At 71.6% G+C, this 25,308-nt stretch carries 18 protein-coding genes; 10 read left to right on the forward strand and 8 right to left on the reverse strand.

Going from position 1 to position 25,308, the window contains the following annotated elements:
* The first annotated feature begins 13 nt into the window (after positions 1-13).
* The gene (locus tag BM109_RS40200) at positions 14-5,341 is read left to right on the forward strand and encodes a beta strand repeat-containing protein (protein WP_093356019.1); all 5,328 of its coding nucleotides are present in this window, start codon (positions 14-16) and stop codon (positions 5,339-5,341) included.
* A 93-nt stretch (positions 5,342-5,434) separates the two neighbouring features.
* Here the strand turns inward: BM109_RS40200 and BM109_RS40205 are convergent, their stop codons facing one another.
* Positions 5,435-6,286, reverse strand: a complete 852-nt coding sequence (locus BM109_RS40205; protein WP_093356021.1) for a ChaN family lipoprotein — start codon at positions 6,284-6,286, stop codon at positions 5,435-5,437.
* 71 nt (positions 6,287-6,357) lie between these two features.
* Here BM109_RS40205 and BM109_RS40210 point away from each other — a divergent pair, with 71 nt between their 5' ends.
* Positions 6,358-7,413 carry an AbrB family transcriptional regulator gene (locus BM109_RS40210; protein ID WP_093356025.1) on the forward strand — a complete coding sequence of 352 codons (1,056 nt, stop codon included), beginning with the start codon at positions 6,358-6,360 and terminating at the stop codon, positions 7,411-7,413.
* 54 nt (positions 7,414-7,467) lie between these two features.
* Here BM109_RS40210 and BM109_RS40215 read toward each other — a convergent pair whose 3' ends face one another.
* Positions 7,468-7,746: a BTH_I0359 family protein gene (locus BM109_RS40215; protein WP_057597632.1), complete on the reverse strand. Its 279-nt coding sequence runs from the start codon at positions 7,744-7,746 to the stop codon at positions 7,468-7,470.
* 117 nt (positions 7,747-7,863) lie between these two features.
* Entirely contained in the window at positions 7,864-9,057 is a 1,194-nt protein-coding gene (locus BM109_RS40220) for a DUF3108 domain-containing protein (RefSeq protein WP_093356027.1), read from the reverse strand.
* 132 nt (positions 9,058-9,189) lie between these two features.
* On the opposite strand from BM109_RS40220, the gene BM109_RS40225 reads away from it, so the two are divergent.
* A complete protein-coding gene (locus BM109_RS40225; protein WP_256223120.1) occupies positions 9,190-10,287 on the forward strand; it encodes a fumarylacetoacetate hydrolase family protein in 1,098 nt (365 codons plus the stop codon).
* Positions 10,288-10,297: 10 nt separating this feature from the next.
* Here BM109_RS40225 and BM109_RS40230 read toward each other — a convergent pair whose 3' ends face one another.
* The gene (locus BM109_RS40230; RefSeq protein WP_093356030.1) at positions 10,298-11,083 is read right to left on the reverse strand and encodes a response regulator transcription factor; all 786 of its coding nucleotides are present in this window, start codon (positions 11,081-11,083) and stop codon (positions 10,298-10,300) included.
* Between the two features lie 88 nt (positions 11,084-11,171).
* Between BM109_RS40230 and BM109_RS40235 the strand changes: the two genes are divergently transcribed.
* Genes BM109_RS40235 through BM109_RS40245 form a run of 3 tightly spaced genes read left to right on the forward strand, consistent with a single transcriptional unit; the run spans position 11,172 to position 14,186 of the window.
* Positions 11,172-12,974, forward strand: coding sequence for an FAD-dependent monooxygenase (locus BM109_RS40235; protein ID WP_093356032.1), 1,803 nt, complete (start codon positions 11,172-11,174; stop codon positions 12,972-12,974).
* Positions 12,971-13,192, forward strand: coding sequence for a hypothetical protein (locus BM109_RS40240; RefSeq protein ID WP_057597424.1), 222 nt, complete (start codon positions 12,971-12,973; stop codon positions 13,190-13,192). Before BM109_RS40235 ends, BM109_RS40240 begins: the two co-directional genes overlap by 4 nt.
* A 19-nt stretch (positions 13,193-13,211) precedes the next feature.
* Positions 13,212-14,186, forward strand: a complete 975-nt coding sequence (locus BM109_RS40245) for a Bug family tripartite tricarboxylate transporter substrate binding protein (protein ID WP_093356057.1) — start codon at positions 13,212-13,214, stop codon at positions 14,184-14,186.
* 19 nt (positions 14,187-14,205) lie between these two features.
* On the opposite strand, the gene BM109_RS40250 is transcribed toward BM109_RS40245, so the two are convergent.
* The gene (locus tag BM109_RS40250; protein ID WP_143129348.1) at positions 14,206-15,414 is read right to left on the reverse strand and encodes a toxin-antitoxin system YwqK family antitoxin; all 1,209 of its coding nucleotides are present in this window, start codon (positions 15,412-15,414) and stop codon (positions 14,206-14,208) included.
* Complete coding sequence (locus tag BM109_RS40255; RefSeq protein ID WP_093356034.1) at positions 15,411-15,824, reverse strand: VOC family protein; 414 nt, start codon at positions 15,822-15,824, stop codon at positions 15,411-15,413. The genes BM109_RS40250 and BM109_RS40255 overlap by 4 nt, the downstream gene beginning before the upstream one ends.
* Positions 15,825-15,959: 135 nt before the next feature.
* Between BM109_RS40255 and BM109_RS40260 the strand changes: the two genes are divergently transcribed.
* The 4 genes from BM109_RS40260 (at position 15,960) to BM109_RS40275 (ending at position 20,985) form a co-directional block, all read left to right on the forward strand.
* Complete coding sequence (locus BM109_RS40260) at positions 15,960-17,231, forward strand: TraB/GumN family protein (protein ID WP_093356037.1); 1,272 nt, start codon at positions 15,960-15,962, stop codon at positions 17,229-17,231.
* Positions 17,232-17,242: 11 nt separating this feature from the next.
* The gene (locus BM109_RS40265; protein ID WP_093356039.1) at positions 17,243-17,614 is read left to right on the forward strand and encodes a DUF2946 family protein; all 372 of its coding nucleotides are present in this window, start codon (positions 17,243-17,245) and stop codon (positions 17,612-17,614) included.
* Between the two features lie 117 nt (positions 17,615-17,731).
* Positions 17,732-20,035, forward strand: a complete 2,304-nt coding sequence (locus BM109_RS40270; protein WP_093356061.1) for a TonB-dependent receptor — start codon at positions 17,732-17,734, stop codon at positions 20,033-20,035.
* A gap of 44 nt (positions 20,036-20,079) precedes the next feature.
* Positions 20,080-20,985, forward strand: coding sequence for a copper chaperone PCu(A)C domain-containing protein (locus tag BM109_RS40275; RefSeq protein ID WP_093356042.1), 906 nt, complete (start codon positions 20,080-20,082; stop codon positions 20,983-20,985).
* Positions 20,986-21,015: 30 nt separating this feature from the next.
* Here BM109_RS40275 and BM109_RS40280 read toward each other — a convergent pair whose 3' ends face one another.
* Entirely contained in the window at positions 21,016-22,791 is a 1,776-nt protein-coding gene (locus BM109_RS40280; RefSeq protein ID WP_093356046.1) for a phospholipase D family protein, read from the reverse strand.
* Positions 22,792-22,884: 93 nt separating this feature from the next.
* Entirely contained in the window at positions 22,885-24,801 is a 1,917-nt protein-coding gene (locus BM109_RS40285; RefSeq protein ID WP_093356049.1) for an ATP-binding cassette domain-containing protein, read from the reverse strand.
* Between the last annotated feature and the right edge of the window lie 507 nt (positions 24,802-25,308).

Here is a 25,308-nt window from a genome sequence, read left to right on the forward strand (position 1 = left end):
CAGGAGTCACGCCATGAAAGCTCGCAAGATCCGCAATCGGGGCGCCCGCAGGCCCGCCACCAGTCTCAGCCGCATCGGTTCCGCGGTCGCGGTCGCACTGCTCGCCGCCGGCGCCGCGCAGGCGGCCGACACCACCGTGAGCAACACGCTCAACGGCTCGGTGTCGGGGGCGTCGACGGCGAACTCGCAGCCTTCCAACACCAACGGCGTGACGGCGGGGATCACGGGCGCCGTCGGCGGCACCACGGTCAGCGGCACGCCGGCCAATCCGAACCCGATCGCGGCCAGCACCACCGGCAACCTGATCGGCGCCAGCGCCGCCGGCAACGACTTCGCGAACGCGATCCAGCCCGCCTCGGGCAGCCCGGCCTCCACCCCGGTCGACAACGCGGCCTCGCTGGGCGTGGCCACCAACAGCGGATCGATCGCCGCCGGCGTCGCCAACAGCAGGCTCGCGGTCGAGCTCAACAACTTCACGAGCGGCAGCGCGGCCGCCACCGACAACACGATCTCGGCCTCGACCGTGATCAACAAGGGCAGCTCGCTGGTGACCGGCGGCGCGATGGCCGGCGCCGTCGGCATCACCGGCGGCGCGGCGCTGACCTACCCGGGCGGCACGCCGCTGTTCGACGCGCAGGGCAACATCGTCGTGACCTCGCTGCAGCTGGGCACCGGCCCGGCCTCGGGCGCGGGCCTGGCCAACAACAGGATCGACCTGGCGCTGACCTCGACGCTGCCGGGCAACATCGTGGTCGCGGGCGCCACGCTCGACCGCAACACGCTGTCGGCCACGCTGCGGGGCAACAGCGCGAGCAGCGCGGCCGAGATCCAGTCGGGCGCGGCGCCGAGCTTCGCGGGCTCGGCGGTGGTGTCGAACCTGCAGGCCAACGGCAACGGCATCCTCGCGGCGGTCACGCATGCGGCCGACAACACCAACTCGACCGTGCAGGCGCTGGTCACCGGCGCGCCGGCGGGCCAGGTCAACGAACTGCGCGGCTCGCTCTCGGTGCAGGGCAACACCATCTCCAGCGCCGCCACCGGCAACGAGGCGCTCTCGGCCACCGCCGGCAGCGCGGGCAACCGCATCGTGATGAACGGCGTGTCGGTGGTCGCCGCGACCCCGCCCGTCACGCCGGTCAACGCCAGCGTGCACGGCGGCACGGCAGTCACCACCACCCTCGATGCCGACCTGGCCGTGCTCAACAGCCAGGGCAACCTGCGCTCCAGCGTGCTGGCACAGACCATCAACGGCCAGGTGCTGGCGGGCGTGCAGTCCATCGACGGCGGCAGCGTCACGCTCAAGGACAACAGCGTGAGCGCCGCGGCCACCGGCAACATCGCCTCGAGCGCGATCCTGCCCGGCACCACCGCGGCCAGCTTCACGGGCACGGCGGGCATCTCGAACCAGCAGGCCAACACCGAGTCGACGGTGTCGGCCGTCGCCAACGGCACCGTCATCGCGGTGCAGACCGGCGATGCCACCGGCCAGACGAATGCCAGCACCGTGACCGTGGCGAACAACAGTTCGGCGGTCGCGGCGCGCGGCAACCAGATCAACCAGGGCCTGGCGCTCGACGCCAACACCGTGGCGCTCGGCAGCGATGCGGTGGCGCTCGGCGGCGGCACCAGCGCCGACGGCCGCGTGTCGGCCACCGGCGCCGTCACGCTGACCAACCTGCAGGGCAACTACAACGGCAGCACCGTCACGGCGATCAACGGCGGCTCCAAGGTCTGGCTGGTCGCGAACGGACCGGCCACGGTGGCCGACAGCGCGCTGTCGCTCACCGGCAATCGCCAGGAGGCGGTGGCGGTCGGCAGCGGCGCCACCAGCGACCTGTCGATCAAGGGCAATGCGGTCGGCACCGGCGCCGGCATCGCCAGCGTGCAGATGAACGATGCCACCTCCTCGGTCGGCGCGGTGCTCAGCGTGCCCGAGGCCCGCGTCGCCGTGTTCGGCAATCTGTCGGGCGGCTCGGCCGCGGTCAGCGACAACCTGCAGCGCGCGATCGCCTACGGCAACTCGGCCACCAGCACGCTGGGCGTGCAGGCCGGCAACGTCACGGTGAACCCGTCCACGGACGTCGCGTCGACCATCACGGCCAACCTCGGCAACAACCTGCCCTTCGACAACAGCCTGGCCACGCAGCCGGCGGTGAATGCCTCCTACGCCATCCTCGGCAGCCAGTCGATCCAGTCGACGGTGAGCACCACGGCCAGCGGCGTGAATTCGTTCGCGGCCACGGTGAGCGGCGACGTCGCGTCGGCCAGCCTCGGCAACGACCGCAACGCCTTCGTCGCCGCGAGCTACGGCAACGACGCGGCCAACGGCCTGAAGCTCGCCGCCAACCAGATCGCCTCGAGCGACTTCGCCTCGGTGGCCAACGTGACCAACGTGCAGTCGGTGGCCGGTGCCAACACCAAGGTCGAGGCCAACACGGTCGGCGGCAACGTGGTGCGCACGGTGGTCGGCGGCGGCCTGCAGGACGCCTCGGTCTCGAGCAGCGGCAACACCACCCAGGCCCTGGCCTACGGCAGCCGCGCCACCGGCAACACGGTGGACGTGACGGCCACCTCGATCGACACGGCGGGCTTCGTGCTCTCGGGTGCCACCGTCACCGGCGGGGTCGCGACCACCGATGCCTCGTTCAGCGTGCAGAACGCGCAGTCGGGCCAGGGCACGGTGGCGGCCACGCGCAGCGGCGGGCCCGAGGTGCTGACGCAGATCGCCTTCGGCGTCGGCAACTCGAAGATCGATGCCGACAACAACACCACCGCGGCCGCCGCGACCAGCAACAGCGCGGTCAACGGCGTGCGGCTCGGCGCGGCCGGCATCGCCACCACCACGGCGGTGCAGAACCTGCAGGTCACCACCGCCAAGACCACCTCCGAGCTCGGACTCGAGGGCGGCGCGCTGACCGACCAGGCCGGGGTGCAGCTCGCGGTCAGCGGCAAGGGCATCGTCGACTCGCAGCTCTCGGTGGACGGCAACGCGGTGCGCGGTGCGGCCACCGGCAACACGGCCGTCAACGGCATCGACGTGAAGGGCAACACCATCGACACGGGCGGCGTGCTGCCGGTGGCCGCGGCGGCCAACGCCGCGGTGCTGACCGGCGCGCTCGGCGACCATGCGCTGTCGAACGCGCAGCTGATGCTGAGCACCGCGACGATCTCGTCCAAGGCGGCCGGTGCCTTCGGCATCGACACCGCGCCGGGCACGGGAGTCAACGGCAGCACGCTCAGCGTGTCGAACAACGCCCAGAGCGCGAAGGCGGTGGCCAACAGCGCCGGCAACGACATCGCATTGGCGGCCGGCAGCGTCTCGGCCACCTCGGCGCTGCAGTCGGGCCAGGCCAGCCTGGCGGCGGTGGAGGCGCGTTCCTTCGTGCAGGCCTTCGCGCCGGCCTCGGTGTCGAGCTCCTCGGTGACGATCTCGGGCAACGCCAACAGCGCGCTGGCCGTGGTCAACGACGCGACCAGCCGCATCGCCGTCGCGGCCGACACCACGGCCAACGCGATCCTGCCCACCCTGGTGCTGCAGACCGCGGGGCCGGGCGACGGGGGCACGGTCGCCATCCATGCGCTGATGAACCGCCAGTCGGCCGCCACCTCGGCCAGCGCGACCGCCGACAGCGCGATCTACAACGACGACCGCGCCGTGCCGGGCGGCCCGGGCGTGGTCGACAGCGCGGTCGCGATGTCGGGCAACCAGACGCTGGCCGAGGCCGCGGGCAACCGCGCGGGCAATGCGGTGTCGCTCACGGGCGGTGCGTCGCAGGGCGCCACCACCGGCCTGCTGAATTCGCAGGCCAGCAGCGCCGCCGTGGGCGGGGTCGCCAACAACACGACCCGGCTGACCCTGAACGGCACCACCGCGCTGATCGACAGCAGCGCCACGCTCGAGGGCAACACCACCGGCGCGGCCGCCACCGGCAATGCGTCGACCAACAGCATCGAGGTGAAGGGCGGCGCCATCGCCACCGGCCTGGCGGGCTCCGCGGGGACCGCGGCCGCGGGCTCGGCGGTGCTCGCGAGTGCCGACCATGCGCTGGTCAACGTGCAGGTGGGCGCCGGCCCGGTGGGCGCGATCGCCACCGGCAGCATCGGCATCGACACCACCGGCACCGCCGCGGTGCAGGGCGCGACGCTGAGCGTGTCCGACAACCGGCAGAGCGCGCGCGCCGCCTCGAACACCACGGTCAACGGCGTGACGCTGGTGGGCGCCAACGTCGGTGCGCGCGCGGTGGTCCAGTCGACGCAGGTCGGCCAGGCGGCGGTCGCGGCCAGCTCGAGCTCCGAGCTGTTCGCGCCGGCCGCATCCTCGGGCTCGTCGGTGCGGATCTCGGGCAACACCAACACGGCGCTGGGCGTGATGAACGACGCGACCAACACGCTCGACGTGAAGGCCGCCAACCTGCAGCCGGCGGCGACGACGGGGGCCGTGGCGCTGTCGGAAACGGCGGCGGGCGGGCAGGCGGCCACGGGCGACCACCTGGTGGCGAACCGCCAAGCCGCGTCGACCTCGGTCACCAGCAGCGCCAGCACCGCGATCTACAACGACGACCGACTGGTGCCGAACACGGCGGGGCTGTTCAACGGCGCGGTGACGATCTCGAACAACAGCACGCTGGCCGAGGCCTCGGCGAACCGCGCGATCAACACCGCCACGGTGGCGGGCGACGCGACGCAAGGCGCGAGCGTGGGGGTGTCGAACGCGCAGACCAGCAGCGCGGTGGTGACCTCGTCGGCCGTCACGGCCGCGGGCGTGACGATCGCGGGCACCGATCCGCTCAACGCGGGCAGCGTGGCCCTCAACGGCAACACCACCTCGGCGCTGGCGCGCGGCAACGCGGCCACCAACCTGGTCGACTCGAGCGCGGGCGGCAGCTACGGCGGCGCGGCCCCGAGCGGCAGCGTGGGCTTCGTGGCCGCGCCGCTGGCGCTCAACCTCGGTGCCAGCGTGGGCGTGCTCAACAGCCAGACCAACAGCGGGCAGGTGAACGCGTCCAGCACGAACACCAGCTACCAGGTGGCGCTCAACGCGACCGGCCCGGGCACGCTCAACGGCAGCGTCGGTGTCTACGGCAACACGCTGAGCGCGCAGGCCTTCGGCAACAGCGCCACCAACCGCGTGACGCAGACCGCGCTGAACACCGGCACGGCGAGCGCGGCGGTCGGCAACTACCAAGTCAACAGCGGCGCGGTGTCGGCCACGGTGACGACGGTGAACTTCGGCGTCGGCGTGGTGGGACCGGTGGGCAGCAGCACGCTGCGCACCACGGGCAACCAGGTCACGGCCTCGGCCACCGGCAACTCGGCGACCTCGTCGATCCTGTCGCGCTGAGGCGGGCGCGGGCCCGCGGGTCCGTCGCATGAAGAAAGACGAAGGCCGCGGCCGGACGCCTGTCCTGCCGCGGCCTTCGCACGTCCGGGTCGCTCAGGACTTCTTGGCCGGGCCCATCGACTTGCGGAGTTCCGCGCAGTAGTCCTTCTCGGGCAGCGGCGGCGTGCGCCAGGTGCGGTCGTAGCCGGCCGAGGTGGCGTCGGCACCGGCGGGCGCGGCGAGCAGGCGCACGGCCTTGAACGAGACCTCGTTCGGCAGGTGCTGCGCCACGCCGAGCTGGCGGTCGACATGGCCCGCGCCCGCGATCAGCAGCACGGTACGGCCCGGCTGGCGCGCCTTGACGATGGCCTGGGCCATGGCGCGGTCGCGGCCGACCTGGATCCGGGTCATGGGCACGATCTGCGCTTCGGGCAGCAGCTTGCAGTGGCCCTCGCGCACGGCGTCCTGCTGTGCGGTGTAGGCCTCGCCGTTGAGCTGCACGTCGAGCGAGACGTCGGCCATCGCGTCCTTCATGCGCGCGCGCGGCAGGTTGGCGCCGACCACCGGCACGCCGGCGCGCACCGCGGCCATCACGGCCGGACCGTAGTCGGCCCAGGGCCAGGCCTTGTCGTTCCAGCTCAGCGCGGTGCGCACCTGGGCTTCGGTGGCCGCGGCCGGCAGGTGGGCGGTGCCGTTGCCTTCCTCGGCCATCTCGAGCGCCAGCGCGGCGAGCCGGCCGCGCGCGGCCAGCGCCTCGACCGTCTCGCGCTCGATCGCATGGTGCTCGGGGGCGTCGTGCTGCTCGCCGAGCAGCAGGGCGTCGGTGGGCAGCAGGGCCTCGACGCGGCGCGCGATGGGGGCGTCGGGTGCCTCGGCGCCGCCGGGCCAGCCCGCGCAGCCGGCGATGAGGGTGCTGCCGAGAAGAGCAAGCAGGAGGGAGGAGACGGGCCGGTGCGCGAAAGACATCGCGCCATACTACGCAACGGCGCCGCGCGCGCTGCCGTCCTTTGCCCCTACCGCCTGTCCGTCCGTTCCGCGTGTCCCTTTCCTTCCCGGTCCGCGTGCTGGCCACGCTGCTGCTCGCCTTCGTGGCGGCCCAGATCTGCCTCGCGCTCCACACCCCGCTGCCCTGGATGATCGGCCCGCTGCTGGCGGTGTCGCTGGCCTCGATCGCTGGCGCGCCCATGGCCAGCCACGTGCCGTTGCGCAATGCCGGGCAGTGGACCATCGGCACCGCGCTGGGCCTGTACTTCACGCCGCACGTGGTCGCGCTGGTGGCCAGCGTCTGGTGGGCGATCGTGCTCGCGATCGCCTGGGCGCTGCTGCTGGGCTGGGGCTTCGGGCGCTGGCTCTACGGCCTGCATGCGCCGCGCATGCCCCAGGTGCCGGAGCGTTCCATGAGAGCCACGACTTACTTCGCGGGGGCGATCGGCGGCGCCTCGGAGATGACCTTGCTGGCCGAGGCCCAGGGCGCGCGCACCGACCTGGTGGCCGCGGCCCACAGCCTGCGCGTGCTGATCGTCACGGTGACGATCCCGTTCGCGATGCAGTGGAGCGGGCTGCACGGCCTGGAGATCAGCCCGCCGAGCGCGCGCGAGGTGAACCCCGGCGGCCTCGCGCTGCTGGCCGTGGCCACCGGCGCGGGCGGTTTGGCGATGCGCGCGCTGGGCCGCACCAACCCGTGGTTCATGGGGGCGCTGCTGGTCGCGATGGGTTTCACCGTCGCCGGGCTGTCGCTGTCGGCGGTGCCGGGCTGGATGTCGAATGCTGCGCAGTTGGTGATCGCCGTCAGCCTGGGCGTGCGCTTCAGCCGCGAGTTCCTGCACACCGCGCCGCGCTGGCTCGGCTCGGTGACGCTCGGCACGCTGGCCATGCTCGTGGTGTGCGCCGGCGTGGCCTGGCTGCTGGCCTGGGCCACCGGGCTGCATCCGGCGACCATGATCCTCGGCACCTCGCCGGGCGGCATCGCCGAGATGTCGATCACGGCCAAGGTGCTGCAGCTCGGCGTGCCGGTGGTGACGGCGTTCCAGGTCTGCCGGCTGGTGGCGGTGCTGCTGCTGGTGGGCCCGATGTTCCGCTGGATCTACCGCTAAGGCCCAAAGAAAAAGCGCCCCGCGGGGCGCTTTGTTACTGGCACGGGGCTCGGCTCAGTGCACCAGCAGCGGCGTCTGCGCCAGCTCGGCATAGCCCTCGAGCGTGTCCTCGACCTCTTCCTGGGTCGGGGTGTTGAGCTGCCAGGCCGCGATCTGCTGGCGGAACAGCTCGGCCCAGGAACCGTCGAGATAGAGCTCCTTGCCGGAACGCTTGTCGACGATCTCGAAACCGTGGCGCTCGAGCACCGGCACGTTGGGTTCGGCCGGAACTTCGCCTTCGTTCGGCTGCACGTGCACGACGACGAAGGAATCCGAGTCGTAAAGCATGTTCATGGCGGGGCCTGTGAGGATGTCGAGGGCGTTCATGAGGGTTACATAGCAATCAACGCGCCAGTTTCAAGATGGGTTGTCGTGTTGCCATTAAAACGTTTGGATGCGTGCTTTTTCGCATCAACCGGCCGATGCGGCGGGTAGGGGTTTGCGCAATTGGGCGTCGGCGAAGTCGCCGTTCGGCTCGGTCTGGCGGATCCGCACCGGCAGGTAGCCGTAGGCCGGGGCCAGCCAGAGCTCGACTTTGCGGTCGAAAGGCTTGCGCGGATCGCGCGTGAGCTTGCGTGCCAGGTACTCGCCGGCCGGCAGGCTCAGCTTCTCCTCGTCGCCGACCACGAACACCCAGACGTCGGCGTCGCGCGCGCCCACGGTCTGGATCGCGATCCGGGTGCCGGCCGGGTAGCGCTCGGGGCTGGCCGCCAGCAGGCCGCCGAGCTGCATCATGACGCTCATGCGGTCCTGCGCGCCGGGCTTCAGCGGTACGGGCGGCGCGTTGTTGCTGAACACCACCTCGCCGCGATCGCGCGCGAAATGCGAGGCCACCTCGGCCTTGCGGCTCTCGGAATAGCGCTCGGGCTCCAGGCCCGACAGGCCGATCTGGCCGGTGCTGCGCCAGTTCAGCAGGGTGAAGAAGACGGCCTTGAGCGTGAGCCGGCCGTCGTAGCGGGTGCCGTCGTGCAGCCACACCAGCTCGCCGAACACGCCACGCTGCGGCGAGGCGCCGATCTGGCCCGTGGCCTCGAAATCCAGCGTGACCGAGCCCGGGATGCGCAGCGACTGGGTGCCGGCCATCGTGGTGGTCGCTTCGCCGGTGCCGGCGGCGGGGGCGCTGGCTGGCGTGGCCGAGGGGGCGACGGCCGCGCTGGCGGGCGGCTCGGGCGTGGGGGCTGCTCCTGAATCGGGAGCAGCCTGCGCCACCAGGTCGGGCGATTCGGGATCCTTGGGCGCCGTGGCCTCGGGCGCGGGGTCGGGTGAGGGGGAGGCCGCCGCGGGGACCGGATCGGGCTTCGGCCGCGGCGCATGCACCGCGCGCGGCCGCAGCGGCTTGGTCGCCGCGGGCGGTGCCGTCGCGGCCGGTGGCGGCGCCGCCGCGGGCGTTTCGGCCACCGGCGGCGCGATCACGATCGTGCGCGTGCTGAACTTGGTGATCGGCGACACCGGCTCGGCCCCGAGCCCGGCCGGCGCGAGGCCCAGCAGCGCCATGTGCGCGAGCGCCACCAGCAGGATCAGCAGCGCCAGCGCCCGCCACGAAGGCCGCCAGGGCACCGGGGAGGGCGCCAGGGCGGAGGACGGCGGGGCGACGGTCGTCGGCATGGAAGGTGGAGTGGGCGTCGCCGCCGAGGTTCATCGAAGCCACCTCGGTACACTGCCGCCCGTCCAACCAGTTTAGGGGAGCGGCGCGCGGCCCGGCGCGGCGCCCCGTCGCCTTTTTCCCAGCACCGCACCATGAAACTCGCCACCCTCAAGGACGGCTCCCGCGACGGCCAGCTCGTCGTCGTGTCGCGCGACCTCACGCTCGCCCACTACGCCACCGGCATCGCCCACCGCCTGCAGCAGGTGCTCGACGACTGGGGTTTCATGGCGCCGCAGCTGCAGGACCTGTACGCCGCGCTCAACGCGGGCCGCGCGCGCCACGCCTTTCCCTTCGATCCCGCCCAGTGCATGGCACCGCTGCCGCGCGCCTACCAGTGGGCCGACGGCTCGGCCTACCTCAACCACGTCGAGCTGGTGCGCAAGGCGCGCAATGCCGAGGTGCCCGAGAGCTTCTACCAGGACCCGCTGATGTACCAGGGCGGCAGCGACGACTTCATCGGCCCGACCGACGACGTGGTCGTGCCCAGCGAGGCCATGGGCATCGACTTCGAGGCCGAGATCGCGGTCATCACCGGCGACGTGAAGATGGGCGCCACGCCCGAGCAGGCGCTCGACGGCATCCGCCTCGTGATGCTGGCCAACGACGTCAGCCTGCGCAACCTGATCCCGGCCGAGCTGGCCAAGGGCTTCGGCTTCTTCCAGAGCAAGCCCGCCACCGCCTTCAGCCCCGTGGCCGTGACCCTCGACGAGCTCGGCGAGGCCTGGGCCGGCGGCCGCGTGCACCTCGCGCTGCAGAGCAACTGGAACGGCCGCAAGGTCGGCCTGTGCGAAGCCGGCCCCGAGATGACCTTCCACTTCGGCCAGCTCATCGCCCATGTCGCCAAGACGCGCAATGTGCGCGCCGGCAGCATCGTCGGCAGCGGCACCGTGAGCAACAAGGGCGTGGAGAAGAACGGCCGCATGGAATGGCCGCGCGGCTATTCGTGCATCGCCGAGAAGCGCTGCATCGAGACCATCCAGGACGGCGCGCCGTCGACCGAGTTCATGCGCTACGGCGACACCATCCGCATCGAGATGAAGGGGCTCGACGGCCGCTCGATGTTCGGCGCGATCGACCAGGAGATCGTGGCGCCGGGCGGGCGCGCGAAGGCGGCGGCGGACGAGGCCGCGAAGCCCGCGCCGGTGGCCGTGCCCGACGACGCGGCCGAGGCGCAGGCCTCCGAGGACTGAACGGCCCGCCTCACTGCGCCGCGGGCCAGCCGCGCAGCAATTCCTTCTGCGACCGTATCCCCAGCCGCCGGAACGCCCGGTACTGGTGGGTGCGCACGGTCGTGAGCTCGACGCCGATCTCGCGCGCCGCCTCCTTCGCGGTGCGCCCGGCCATCAGGTGGCCGATGACCTCGCGCTCGCGCAGGCTCAGCGTGAGCAGCCGCGAGGCCAGCGCCGGTGCCGTGGCCTCGCGCGCGGCCACGGCGCTGCGGCCATGGGCGGTGGTGGCGTCGGCCAGCAGGGTGGCGTGGCGCTCGATGACGGCGAAGTCGGCGGCGCCGAACTCGGGCTGCGCCAGGCTGCGGTAGAAGCTCACGGCCACGCGCTGGCCCGTGGGCAGCAGCAACAGCACCGAGGCACGCTCGCGGATGCCGACGTCGCCATAGCAGGCGGCGCGGTAGGCCGGGTCGGCCACCTCGTCGCCGAGCTGGTGGCCCAGCCACAGCTGCGCGCGCCGCGGCAGCTTGCGCGCGGCCAGCCACGCCATGTTGGGATCGAGCAGGTCGAAGCGCTGCGCGACGTAGCGCTCGGCCGTGCGTTCCGCCGTGCTGCCGTAGCTGCTGGCGGCCGACACGGTCTCGATACGGCCGCTGGCGCCGACCGCGAACACGGTGCAGAAGGTGACCGGCATCACGCGCTGCATCGCGGCGAGGTAACTGGCCGCGAGGTGCGGCGTGCCGACGCCGGCGAGCACGTCGCCGACCACGCTGGCGGACAGCGTGGCCTCGGGCGCGGCCGGAAGGCGCCAGCGTTTCATGGGGCGGGGAGAGGGCGGGGGATTCGGGTAAACACTTCGTACGAAGTTATGACAATGCGGCGCCGGGCGCGTCGGGACAATCCCGGGCATGAACCGCCCCGTTGCTCTCTCGAACCCCGCGCCGGTTGTGCCGGCCGCGCGCCCCGGCGACGCCGCCGGCGGACCGCTGCCGCCGGCAGCGGCCGGCCTGCCGCCCTCGGTCGGCGCCTTCGACTACACGCGCTACCCGGTGCGCCTGCCGGCGCTCGCGGCCGACGGCCTCGAGGCCGTGGCGGGCGGCAGCCATCCGGTGGTGATCGCGGGCGGCGGCCCGGTCGGCATGGCGCTCGCGCTGGGGCTCGCCAACCATGGCGTGCGCAGCGTGATCCTCGAGGCCGACGACACGGTCTGCGTGGGCAGCCGCGCGGCCTGCATCTCGCGCCGCAGCCTGGAGATCATGGCGCGGCTGGGCGTGCTGCCGGCCTTCCTGGCCAAGGGCCTGCCGTGGACCGGCGGGCGCAGCTTCTACAAGACCGAGGAGGTGTTCCGCTTCGAGATGCCGCACGACGCGCGGCAGAAGCTGCCGCCGATGATCAACCTCGAGCAGTACTACGCCGAGCACTACCTGCTCGAGGAGATCGAGCGCCGCAACGTCGCGGCGCCGGGGCTGATCGACATCCGCTGGGGCACCGAGCTCACCGGCCTTTCGCAGGACGACGCGGGCGTGCTGCTCGAGGCGCGCAACGCGCAGGGCGAGTACCAACTGCGCGGCCAGTGGCTCGCGGCCTGCGACGGCGGCCAGAGCTTCGTGCGCAAGACGCTGGGCCTGGCGCTCGAGGGCACGGGCTACGAAGGCCGCTACGTGATCATCGACATCGAACTCAGGAGCGGCCACCCGACCGAGCGCCGCGCCTGGTTCGACCCGCCGTGGAACCCGGGCTCGACCGTGCTGATGCACCGGCAGCCCGACGACATCTGGCGCATCGACTACCAGTTGCGCGCGGGCCAGAGCACCGAGGAGGCGCTGCAGCCGCCGGCCGTGGCCGAGTTCGTGCAGCGCCACCTCGACGCCATCGGCGAAGGCCACCTGCCGTGGAAGACGGTCTGGACCTCGGTCTACCGCGCCGGCGCGATGACGCTCGCGAGCTACCGCCACGGCCGCGTGCTGTTCGCTGGCAATGCGGCGCATGCGATGCCGATCTTCGGCGTGCGCGGCCTCAACTCGGGCTTCGACGATGCCGACAACCTGGCCTGGAAGCTGGCCTTCGTGGCGCGCGGGCTGTCGGATGCCGCGCTGCTCGACAGCTACTCCACCGAGCGCATCGCCGCCTTCCACGTCAATGCCGAGAACGCGATGCGCAGCACCGAGTTCATGTCGCCGCCCTCGCGCGGCTTCGACCTGCTGCGCGAGGCCGCGCTGTCGCTGTCGGGCGCGCACCGCGGCATCGCGCAGCTGATCAATCCGCGCCAGACGCAGGCGGTGCGCTACGAGGATTCGCCGCTGTCGAGCGAGGACGGCGACGCGCTGCCCGCGGGCCCGCTGCCCGGCGAGGCGATGCCCGAGCAGCAGCTCGCGCAGGGCCATCTCACCGACCGGATCGGCGCGCGCTTCACGCTGCTGGTGCTGCGGCCCGCGCAGGGCGCCGCCATCGAGTTGCCGGCCGACGACATCGCTCGGGCGCAAGAGGGACCCCTGCCGTTCGCGCTGTGCACGATCGCGGCCGACGGCCCCGCCGATGCCCATGCCGACGCGCGGGTGTTCGAGGCCCTCGGCGCGCGCGAGGGCGCCGTCTACCTGCTGCGCCCCGACGGCCACGTGGCCGCGCGCTGGCGCCGCCTGAGCGCGGGCGCGCTGCCGCGCGCGCTCGAACGCGCGGCCGCCGCCGTGCAACTGGAGCCCCTCGCCGCATGACCACCGCACTTCCCACCCTGGCCCCCGAGGCCCGCGACCGCCTCTACGCCGACTGCGCGAACGCCATCAGCGAGGCCGGCGCCGAGCGCGAATCGCTGTTTCTCGCGCGGCTCGCGCTGCTGCTGTTCGAGCAGGTCGGCGACGAGGCGCGCTGCCGCGCCGCGCTGGCCGACGCGCTGCATGCGCTGCCCGTACCATCGCTGTCCGCAACCGAATGACAACCTGGAGATGACCCTCATGGACCGCCGTACCCTCCTTGCCACGCTCGCCTCGGGCGCCGCCGTGGCTGCCGCGCCCTTCGCCCGCGCGCAGGACTATCCCTCGCAACTGATCCGCTGGGTGGTGCCCTATCCCGCGGGCGGTGGCACCGACGTGATCGCGCGCGCGCTGGCCGAGGCCATGCGCCAGACGCTGGGCCAGCAGATCGTGATCGACAACCGCCCCGGCGCCTCGACCAACATCGGCGCCGACATGGTCGCCAAGAGCAAGCCCGACGGCTACACCGTGCTGTCGGCCGACAACGCGGTGCTGGCCTTCAACGAGCACCTGTTCGGCAAGCTGCCCTTCAACCCCGAGAAGGACTTCAGCTACATCGGCGCGATCGGCAAGTTCCCGCTGGCGCTGGTGGTGCACCCGGACTTCCCGGCCAAGACCTTCAAGGAGTTCCTGGCCTACGTGAAGGCCAACCCGGGCAAGGTCAACTACGCCTCGCCGGGCAACGGCTCGCCGCACCACCTGGCGATGGAGATGTTCAAGGTGCGCACCGGCAGCTTCATCACCCACATCCCCTACCGCGGCGCGGCGCCGGCCATGGCCGACGTGATGGGCGGCCAGGTGCCGTGCATGTTCCTCGACCTGGCCTCGGGCCTGTCGATCATGAAGGCCAACAAGGTGCGCGTGCTGGCCATCGGCTCGGGCGCGCGCAGCAAGCTGCTGCCCGAGGTGCCGACGCTGGCCGAGGTGGGCGTCGCGAATTCCGAGGTGTTCGCGTTCCAGGGCGTGCTCGGCCCGGCCGGCCTGCCCGCGGCGGTGGTGAACAAGCTCAACGGCGACCTCAACCGCGCCTTCGGCAATCCGCAGGTGCAGAAGCGCTTCGAGGACTTCGGCATGGAAGCCATGCCCGGCACGCCCGCGCAGTTCGCGGCGCTGTCGCGCGCGGAATCGAACCGCTGGGGCCCGATCATCAAGCAGGCAGGCATCAAGCTCGACTGATCGCCCCGGAGGGCGGCTCTCAGCGCGCGTAGGCCTTGCGCGAGCCGTCCTCGAACACCTCGTCGTCGCGCACCAGCTCGCCGTTCTCGTCCCAGCTGCGCTCGCGCGTGACGCGGCCGCGCGCGTCGAAGCTCGATTCGGCGACCAGCGTGCCCTTCTCGTCGAAGCGCTGGTGCGTGCCCTGCGGCAGCTGCCGCGCGCCGCGCCCGCCCACGAGGTAGCGGCCCAGCGCGGCGCGCTGGCCGTTGTCGTGGAACTCGGTGACCAGCACCGTGCGCGCATTGCCCGCGCCGCTGTAGACCGACTTGGTGTGCGGCTGGCCGTTGAGGTAGTAGCTGTCGTCGCCGATCGGCTCGCCGGCGCTGTTCCAGCGCTGGTCGCGCACCAGCGTGCCGCGCTCGGAGAACTCCTGGTCGCGCAGGCGGATCGCCGAGCGTGCCGCCCCCAGCAGCGACACGGTCTCGCGGCGCTTCACGCCCTCGGACGAGAACTGGCGCTCGGTGCGCTGGTTGCCGTTGATCTCGTCGAGCTGCGAGGGCTTGCCGTTGTCGTAGAAATCCTGCGTGCGCACGCGCTTGCCGGCCAGGTAGGACTGGCGCGAGCGCAGGGTGCCGCGCGCGTCGAACAGCTCGACCTGCGAGGGCGCGCCGCCGAAGCCGCACAGCCGCGCATCGTCGGCCGCGGGCGCCAGCATCGGGGCGTTGCCGCAGCGCAGCGCCGAGAGCTGGCCGCGCTCGGTGAATTCGGCCGAGGCCCGGTCGCCGCCCTGGTCGGGATAGAAGCTGGCGCGGCGCAGCTTGCCGCCCGGATAGAAGCTGCGCACCAGGCCGCGCTCCTGGCCGTCGTCGTAGGTGGCCTCGCGCAGCACCTGGCCGCCGGGCGCGAACTCGCGCGCCAGGCCGTGCATGTTGCCCTTGGCGTTGAGCGTGTGCTCCTTCGCGAGCCGGCCGTTCTCGTAGACGCGCACCAGGCCCATGAAGACGCCGTTCTGGATCTGCTCCTCGCGCAGCAGCTGGCCGCTGCCGCGGTCCTTGCAGCGCAGCACGCCGGTCTTGCGCGCGGTCTCGCCGCCGTTGGCGGGGTTGATCGGCTGGCCGTTGAGCTCGCAGTCCTGCGCCGCGCGCGCGGCGGTGGCGCCGAACAGCAGCGGCAGGGCCAGCGTCGCGGCCAGGGCCAGCCGCGCCGCGAGCCGCGGAACATCGACCGGCCGGACCGGAGCGTGGGTCACTTGTCGTAAAGCGCGTCGAGCGAGCGGAAGCCCTTGGCCTCGATCGGGTTGCCGAAGGGGTCGCAGAAGAACATGGTCCACTGCTCGCCCGGCTGGCCTTCGAAGCGCACCTGGGGCTTGAGCACGAAGTCGGTGCCGGCGGCCTCGAGCCGCGCGGCCAGTGCCTGCCAGTCGGGCAGGGCCAGCACGATGCCGAAATGCGGCATCGGCACCATCGCATCGCCGACGCGGCCGGTGCGCGTGGTGGCGAAGGGTTCGCCCAGGTGCAGCGAGATCTGGTGGCCGAAAAAGTCGAAATCGACCCAGGTGTCGGTGCTGCGGCCTTCGGTGCAGCCGAGGGCCTCGCCATAGAAGCGGCGTGCGGTGTCGAGGTCGCGCACGTGGAAGGCGAGATGGAAGATGCTCTGCATGTTCCGGATTATGGGCAGCGGTGCTGTTGTAATGCCGGACTTTCTTTCTTCATGGAGCGAGCCTTGCGGATACTCCGGGCACTGGTTGCACCGAGGCGCGAAATCGACAAGCCGGCCGATCGGTCGGCACGGCGCATGCGCCTGGTCTCCTCATCTTTCCTCTCGTCCTTCCGTTTCCCCTTCTCCTGGGCGCGCGGCGCGTTGCCGGCCCTGGTCGGCGCCTGCTGCGCGCTGACCGGCGTGGCGGCGCAGGCGGCCTGCCCGCCCTCGGCCATCGGCAGCCTCGAGCGCTCGCGCAGTTCGAGCGACCAGCGCAGCGGCGCCGACCGTGGCCTGCTGTGGCGCATCGAGAAGGACGGCCGCACCTCGTGGCTGTACGGCACCATCCACCTCGGGCGCGCGCCCTGGCTGCGCCCCGGCCCGACCGTGCAGCGCGCGCTCGGCCAGAGCGACGCGCTGGCGCTCGAGATCGACGTGCGCGATCCCGCCGCGATGAAGCCGCTGACCCAGCCGGCCGACCCGGCGCTGGTCGCACGGCTGCTCAGCGGCGAGCGCGCGCAGCGGTTGGCGCGGCAGAACGAGATCGCCTGCGTGACGCCGGGCGCCAACGCGGCGCTGCAGCCGATCCTGCAGGTGACGGCGCTGACCGGCCTGGCCGGGCGGGCCGACGGCCTCTATCCCGACTTCGGCATCGACGAGATGCTGGCCGTGTGGGCGCGCAACGCCAACAAGCCGGTGTTCGCGCTCGAGAACCCGGCGGCCCAGCTCGAGATGTTGACCGGCGGCTCCGAGGAGGAGGAGGCGGCGCAGATCGACTCGGCGCTCGACGAACTCGAGTCGGGCCAGTTGCGCACCCAGCTCAAGGAGCTGGCCGACGCCTGGGCGCGCGGCGACCTCGCGCGGCTCGCGCGCTTCCCCGAATGGTGCGACTGCATGCGCACGCCGGCCGAGCAACGGCTGATGAAGCGGCTGCTCGATGACCGCAACCCGATTCTGGCGGCCGGCATCACGCGCATGCACGAGGGCGGCCAGCGGGTGTTCGCGGCCGTGGGCGCGCTGCACATGATCGGCGCGCAGGGCCTGCCGACCTTGCTGGCGGCGCAGGGCTTCACGGTGTCCGAGGTGCTGCCGGGCGAGCGCGGCACGCTGCCCGCAACGGCCGAGGAACCCGAGGCCGAAGCCGCGGCGGCACCGCCCGTGCGTTCGGCGCGCGGCACGCGCGGTGGCCGCACGGCCAAGGCCGCGCCGGTCCGGGGCAAGGCGGGCGCGCGTGCGGTGGCGCCGGCCAAGGGCGGCAAGGCGGCGCCGAAGGGCACCAAGCCGGCGGCCAAGGCACCGGCCAAGTCGACGGCCAAGCCGGCCGCGAAGGCGTCCTCCAAGCCCGCCGCGTCCAAAACGCGCCGATAATCGCGCCCGCCATGCACCTGATGCGCCGCCACACCCGCTTCCTCGGCCTCGCCGGCCGCTGGGTGCTGCTGTGGTTCGCGCTCTCGGTGGGCGCGGCCATCGCCTCGCCGCTGGTGCATCCGCAGGCGATCGAGCTGGTCTGCTCGAGCGCCGGCGCCGTCAAGGCGGTGGTCCACACCGAGGACGGCGTGCAGGAAATGGGCGTCTCGCACATGGACTGCCCGCTGTGCGTGCTGACCGGCGCGCCGCCGCCGGTGCCGCCGGTCGCCACCCTCGACCTTCCCCTGCCGCTGGGGCGCGTGCTCCAGCCGATTCCCGCCGCGCGCCTGGCCGCGGCCACCGCGGCGCCGCTGCCCGCGCGCGGACCGCCTTCGCGCTCCTGAAACCCTCGAGTCCATGGCTGGATGCGCCTGTTCGACGGGCGTCTCCGGTCCTTCCTGGCCAGCGTTTCGTGGAGCAGCCTCCCTGTGAACAAGCATTCCCGCGCCGTGGCGATCGCCATGGCATTCCCGCTGAGCGCCTCGCTCGGCGCGCCCGCCTGGGCGCAAACCGCGCCGGCGCCATCGGCTGACGCGGCCCCCGGCGCCGAGCGCGCGCTCGGCGCCATCACCGTCACCGGTGGCCGGCCGACCTCGCTGCCGGCGCAGATCCCGACCACCATCGAAGGCACGACGCACGCGCAGATCGTCGAGACGGTGAACGCCACCGACAGCGAGGACGCGCTCAAGTACCTGCCGAGCCTGGTCGTGCGCAAGCGCTACATCGGCGACTTCAACCACGCGGTGCTCGCCACGCGCGCCTCGGGCACCGGCAACAGCGCGCGCTCGATGGTCTATGCCGACGGCATCATGCTGTCGAACCCGCTGGGCAACGGTGCCACCTACGCGCCGCGCTGGGGCATGGTCTCGCCCGAGGAGATCGAGCGCGTCGACGTGCTGTACGGGCCGTTCTCGGCCGCCTACCCCGGCAACTCGGTGGGCGCGGTGGTCGACTACGTGACGCGCATGCCCGAGAAGTTCGAGGCCCACGTCAAGCTCAGCGGCTTCGTCTCGAACTTCGACCTCTACAACAGCCATTCCTCGCCGGCCGGCCAGCAGCTCGACCTGTCGCTGGGCAGCCGCAGCGGCGACTGGTCGTGGTGGCTCAGCGCCTCGCGCACCCAGAGCAAGGGCCAGGCGCTGGTGTTCGGCAACCGCTTGCTGAGCGCGGGCACGCTCGGCAATGCCGGCACCCCGGTCACCGGCGCGGTGCTGGGGCTCAATCCCTCGAACCAGCCCTGGTGGCTGGTCGGCGGCGCGACCATCTACGACACCACGCAGGAACAGGCCAAGCTCAAGCTGGCCTACGACTTCTCGCCCACGGTGCGCGCCACCTACACGCTGGGCGCCTGGAACAACACCACGCACGGCAGCGTCGACACCTGGCTGCGCGATCCGCTGGGCCAGCCGGTCTACGGCGGGCGGGTCAACATCGCCGGGCGCAGCTACAACCTCGACGCACCCAGCGGCGCGCTGGTGCCGACCGAGACCCGGCTCACCCATTACATGCACGGCCTCTCGGTCAAGAGCCACAGCGGCGGCGTGTTCGACTGGGAGGTGGCGGCCAGCCTGTTCGACTACGCGAGCGACACCTCGCGCACGCCGACCACGCCGCTGCCCGGCGCCTTCCTCGGCGGGCCGGGCCGCACCACCGACATGGGCGGCAGCGGCTGGCACACCTTCAAGGCCGCGGGCACCTGGCGGCCCACCGGCTCGGCCGAGGGCGTGGGCGCGCACGTGGTCGACTTCGGCTTCCAGCAGGACACGGCGAAGCTGCGCACCAGCGTCGGCAACACCCTCGACTGGATCGGCGGCCCGCCGGTCACGCCGTTCTCGGCCTTCAACGGCAACACGCGGCTGCAGTCGCTCTACCTGCAGGACACCTGGCGCTTCGCGCGCGACTGGAAGACCACCCTGGGCCTGCGCCACGAGCGCTGGGAGGCCTGGGGCGGCCAGCTCGGCAACGCGACCCGGTTGCTCGACTTCGCGCCGCGCAGGAACAGCTACGACTCGCCCAAGGCCGCGATCGCCTGGCAGGCCACGTCCGACTGGCTGTTCAAGGCCTCGACCGGCCGCGCGGTGCGCATGCCGACCGTGAGCGAGCTCTACCAGGGCTCGATCGACGGCAACCGCATCGTCAACACCGACCCCAACCTGCGGCCCGAGCGCTCGTGGACCACCGAGCTCAGCGCCGAGCGCGGCCTCGACGGCTGGGGGCTCGACGGCGTGCTGCGCACCACGCTGTTCTTCGAGCGCACGAAGGACGCGCTCTACAGCCAGGCGCTGACCAACCTCGTGAGCACGGTGCAGAACGTCGATGCCATCCGCACCCGCGGGCTCGAGGTGGCGCTGAACGCCACCGACGTCGGCATCCGCGGCCTCGACCTCGGCGGCAGCCTCACGCTCGCGAACTCGAAGATCACGGCCAACCGCGGCTTTCCGGCCAGCGTTGGCCAGCAGCAGCCGCGCGTGCCCAAGGTGCGCGCCACCCTGCTGGCCACCTACCGGCCCGACGCCAACTGGAGCTACACCCTGGGCATGCGCTACAGCGGCAAGCAGTACGGCACGCTCGACAACAGCGATCCGAACGGCTTCGCCTACATGGGCTTCTCGAAGTTCTTCGTGGCCGACCTGCGCGTGCGCTACCGCATCGACCGCCAATGGAGCGCATCCTTCGGCATCGACAACCTGAACAACAACAAGTACTGGGCCTTCCACCCCTATCCGCAGCGCACCTACGTGAGCGAACTCAAGTTCGACCTCTGACGCCTGCCCTGTCTTTCACCGTCTTTCCTCAAGGAGTACCTCTCATGAACCGTCACCTCACCCTGCGCACCGTCGCCGCCGCCGTCCTGCTGGCCGGCAGCGCCGCCGCCGTGCTGGCCCATGTCACGCTGCCGCCCGGCGGCGTCACCGTGGGCAGCGACTACGACGCCGCCTTCCGCGTCGGCCATGCCTGCGAAGGCGCCAAGGCCACCACCGGCCTGGCGGTGAAGCTGCCCGCGGGCTTCGTGCTGAGCGAGGCGCAGGCGCGCAAGGGCTGGAAGCTCGATGTGCAGAAGGGCGCCGGCGGCGAGGTGCGCTGGACCGCCGAGAACGCGCAGGCCGCGCTGCCCGGCAGCGAGAAGGCCGAGTTCGTGGTGCGCGGCAAGGCGCCGGCCACGCCGGGCACGCTGTGGTTCAAGGTGCTGCAGACCTGCGACGTGGGCAGCGCCGACTGGGCCGAGGTGCCGGCCTCGGGCAATTCCACCGCGGGCCTGAAGCGTCCGGCCGCCAAGCTGGACGTGGTGGCGCAGGGCGTGGCCACGGTCGACGTGCGCGACGGCTGGGTGCGCCAGTCGGTGCCGGGCCAGAGCGGCACCGGCGCCTTCATGAAGCTGACCTCGCCCACGGGCACCAAGCTCGTGAGCATCTCCACGCCCGCCGCCGGCGTGGCCGAGGTGCACGAGATGAAGATGGAAGGCGACACCATGAAGATGCGCGAGCTGAGCGCCGGCCTCGACCTGCCGGCCGGCCAGACGGTGGAACTGAAGCCGGGCGGCTTCCACGTCATGCTGATGGACCTGAAGGGTGCGGTCGCCAAGGGCACGAACGTGCCGCTGACCCTGAAGTTCGAGGACGCGAAGGGCGTGAAGACCGCGCTCGACGTCACGCTGCCCGTGGGCGCGCCGGCCGGCGCCGACGCGGGCGGGGCCGCGCATCAGCACAAGCACTGACGCGGTTGAAGCGGTCGAAGTGGCGTCGGACTAGAGCAACTGGTCCGGCGCCAGCGGCCCGAAGAGCTTGAGCAGCAGGCGCAGGCTCAGGCTGGCATCGGGCTCGGTCCGGCTGTCGGGCAGGCCGCTGCCCTCGGGCGCGTGCCAGACCAGCGAACCGTCGACGAGCTCGACGTGCCACGCGCGCTCGCGCAGCCCGCGCTCGATCTGCTCGGCCGCCAGGCGCGACAGCTCGGTGCTGCGGATCAAGAGCGCGATCTCGGTGTTCTGCAGCTGCGAGCGCAGGTCGAGGTTCATCGAGCCGACCACCAGCAGCCGGCCGTCCATCACCAGCACCTTCGAATGCAGCATCGCGCGCGACTCGCCGGTCACGCTGCTGCCACCGGTCGAGCCGGTGGAGCCACCGAAGGCGCTGCCCAGGCCGGCCTGCTCGCTGCGCAGCTCGTACAGGCCGATGCCCATCTTCAGCAGCTCCTCGCGATGGCGCGCGTAGCCCACGTGGGCCACCGGCGCGTCGTTCGAGGCCAGCGAATTGGTCAGCACCCGGATGCGCACGCCGCGCGCGCGGGCGGCGGCGAAGGCCTGCTTCATGTCGGCGCCGGGCACGAAGTAGGGCGAGATGATCAGCAGATCGGAGCGCGCCTGGCCGATGAGCTGCAGCAGCCCCTCGACCACCGTCTCGCTGCCGGCCGCGAGGTCGGAGTCGGCCGTGAGCGCGGCCGCGCTGCGCGACACGCCGGCCTTGTCCTCGGGCTGGCTCACCACCAGGCCGGGCGCGCGCGCGCCGTCCGGGCCGCCGGGCACGTCGGCCGGGATCTTGCCGGGCTGGTCGGCCAGCATCGCGGCCGGCGCCCAGACGAAGCGGGCGCTGCGCAGGTCGAGCGGCTTCTCGTCCCAGGCGCGCGCGCGCTGCTCGGCGGTGGGCGGCCCGTCGGGACGGGGCTCGCCGTCGGGCGGCTTGGGCTGGTCGCCGGAGGTCGCGGTGGCGGGGTCGCGCGCACGGGCCGATTCCTCGGCCAGCTCCTGGTCGGTCTGGCGCGCGCGATCGCGGATCGCCTGCAGCTCCTCGCGCGAGACCAGCGACTGCGCCGGGTAGGCGCGCTCGTTGTTCCAGTAGCTGTCGAAGCTGCGCGAGAGGTCCTGCACGATCGGGCCGGCCGCGAGCACGTCGACGTCGATGAAGTTGCCGTTGAGTGAATTGCCGAAGTAGGCGTCGCCGAGGTTGCGCCCGCCGGTCACGCCCAGCACGTTGTCGGCCAGGAACAGCTTGTTGTGCATGCGCTGCTGGATGCGCGAGGCGTCGCCGGCCGAGTTCAGCAGCCGGCTGAAGGTCGAGCCGCGCGCGCCCGCGAGCGGGTTGAACAGCCGCAGCTCGATGTTCGGCACGAAGGCCAGGCCCAGCACCAGCGCGTCGCGGCCGGTGCTGTGGAAGTCGTCGAGCAGGATGCGCACCCGCACGCCGCGCTCGGCTGCGGCGCGCAGGCCGCGCACCAGGCGCCCGGTGCTGGCATCGACGTGGATGGCGTAGTACTGGAGGTCCAGCGTCTTCTGGGCGCCGTCGATCAGCGCCAGCCGGCTGCCGTAGGCCGCCTGCGGACCCGCGAGCAGCAGGAAGCCCGATTCGTAGCGCGCCGCATCGGCCCGGCGGCGCTCCTGGACCAGCGTGGCCAGGGCCGTGCCGGCCGGGGCGGCCAGCGCGGTGGACACCGGGCGGTCCACGTTCTGGGGCAATTGGGCGCAGGCGCCGAGGACGAGCAGCAGGGCCGCCGCCGTCGAACGACCGAGGTACGCTGGAATGAACGGCATGCGGTGGACTCCCCCGGCGCTTTCTGTTGTCTGGACTGGGTGCCGCATGTATAGCCGAGGTCGCGGCCGTCCGGCGTCGGACGGCACGCGGACTCAGCGGCTGGCGCCCAGTTCTTCCTGCCGCTCCATCGCAGTCAGCAGTTCGTCGTCGATCTGGGCATGGCGGGCCGCCAGCTCGGTGGCGCGCGAGGCGTCGGTGGCGTAGATCGCACCGCCGTCGAGCGCCAGGATTTCCGCGACGCGCTTCTGCTCGCTTTCCAGCGCTTCAATCAGTGCGGGGAGGGCGTCGAACTCGCGCTGTTCCTTGTAGCTGAGCTTCTTGCGCGGCGCTCCGGCGGGGGGCGCGGCCGGGCGCGCGGGGCTGGCAGCGCTGGCGGCAGGCGGGGGCGGCGCCACGGCGGGCGTGGCGGCCGCGGCCAGGCGCTGCTCGGCGATCTCGCGCGCACGGCGGGACTGGATCAGCCAGTCCTGCACGCTGCCCTCGTACTCGCGCCAGCGGCCGTCGCCCTCGTAGGCGATGGTGCTGGTCACCACGTTGTCGAGGAAGGTGCGGTCGTGGCTCACGAGGAACACCGTGCCGTCGTAGTCCTGCAGCAGGCCCTCGAGCAGTTCCAGCGTGTCGATGTCCAGGTCGTTGGTCGGCTCGTCGAGCACCAGCACGTTGGCCGGGCGGGCGAACAGGCGCGCCAGCAGCAGCCGGTTGCGCTCGCCGCCGCTCAGGGAGCGCACCGGGGAGTTGGCGCGCGCCGGAGAGAACAGGAAGTCCGACAGGTAGCTCTTGACGTGCTTGCGCTGGCTGCCGATCTCGATCCATTCGCTGCCGGGGCTGATGAAGTCCTCGAGCGTGGCGTCGAGGTCGAGCTTGTCGCGCATCTGGTCGAAGTAGGCGACCTCGAGGTTGGTGCCGCGGCGGATCTTGCCGCTGTCGGGTTCGAGCTCGCCGAGGATCAGCTTGAGCAGCGTGGTCTTGCCCGCGCCGTTGGGGCCGAGCAGGCCGATCTTGTCGCCGCGCAGGATGGTGCCGCTGAAGTTGCGGATCACGGTCTTCTCGCCGAAGGACTTGGAGGCTTCGGTCAGCTCGGCCACGATCTTGCCGCTGGCCTGGCCGGTGGCCACGTCCATGTTGACGCTGCCCTGCACCTCGCGGCGGGCGGTGCGGTTGGCGCGCAGGGCCTCGAGGCGGCCGATGCGGCTCTGGCTGCGGGTGCGGCGGGCTTCGACGCCCTTGCGGATCCAGACCTCTTCCTGCGCCAGCAGCTTGTCGGCCTTGGCGTTGATCACCGCCTCCTGGGCCAACTGTTCTTCCTTCTGCAGCAGGTACTGCTCGAAGTTGCCTGGGTAGGAGCCGAGCTTGCCGCGGTCGAGCTCCACGATGCGGGTGGCGACGCGGTTCAGGAAGCTGCGGTCGTGGGTCACGGTGACCACGCTGCCCTTGAAGTCGATCAGCAGCTGTTCGAGCCACTCGATGGAGTCGAGGTCCAGGTGGTTGGTGGGCTCGTCGAGCAGGAGCACGTCGGGTGCCGCGACCAGGGCCTGGGCCAGGGCCACCCGCTTGCGGGTACCGCCCGACAGGTTGCCGACGCGGGCATTGCGGTCCAGATGGAGGCGATGCAGCGTCTCTTCGACACGCTGCTCCCAGTTCCAGGCATCGAAGGCCTCGATCTGGGACTGGAGGGCGTCCAGGTCCAGGCCGTCTGCGCCCGATAGATAGAGGTCCCGCACGGCGATCACCTCGGACAGGCCGGCACTGGCGGCGGTGAACACGTCGGCCTCCATGTCCAGGGCGGGTTCCTGCGCCACATAGGAGACGCGCAGGTGCTGCTGGTATTGGAGGGCGCCGTCGTCCGGCTTCTCCAGTCCCCCCAGTATCTTGAGCAGGGAGGATTTCCCCGCGCCATTGCGGCCGATCAGGCCGATGCGCTCCGATTCGAGAAGGGAGAAGTCCGTGTGATCGAGCAGCGGGACGTGACCGAACGCCAGTTGGGCGTCGAGGAGTGTGATGAGTGCCATGTGGGGCGGATTATCCGAGGAGCCTGTTCTGCCTGCGGCAGCGCGTAGCGCTGCCGCAGGCAGGAAAGCCGGGCGGTCGATTTGTTTGCAGCGCTCTTGCAGGGCTGGATAAATGGCATATACTCGCTGGCTCGGCTGACGATGCGGCAACGCAAATCAGGTCGACAGGCCCGAAGGCGAAAGCCGAGGGCAGGTTGATGAAGCAGTCGAAAAAACTTCTCTCGAAGTTGACGCAAGTTGAAAAATCTGTGCATAATCGAGGGCTTCGCTGGACGGCTTCAGCGGCGGATGACGGAAGTTGTTCTGCTGGGGTTTGAGGGTGAAGAGGTTGAAAAAAGTTTGACGGTTCTTTAAAAATCGTGTTAGACTACAAGGCTTCGCTGATCGCAGCGAGCAAGACGAAGTAAACGATAAGTTGCTTCGGTGATCGTTAAAAAATTACAGCCGATAAGCGTGGGCGTTTGAAGGTAATTGCGTAAGTTCTTCGGAACAAGTCGCAAGACTTAA

This window comes from Variovorax sp. PDC80 (assembly GCF_900115375.1).
Lineage (GTDB): Bacteria > Pseudomonadota > Gammaproteobacteria > Burkholderiales > Burkholderiaceae_C > Variovorax.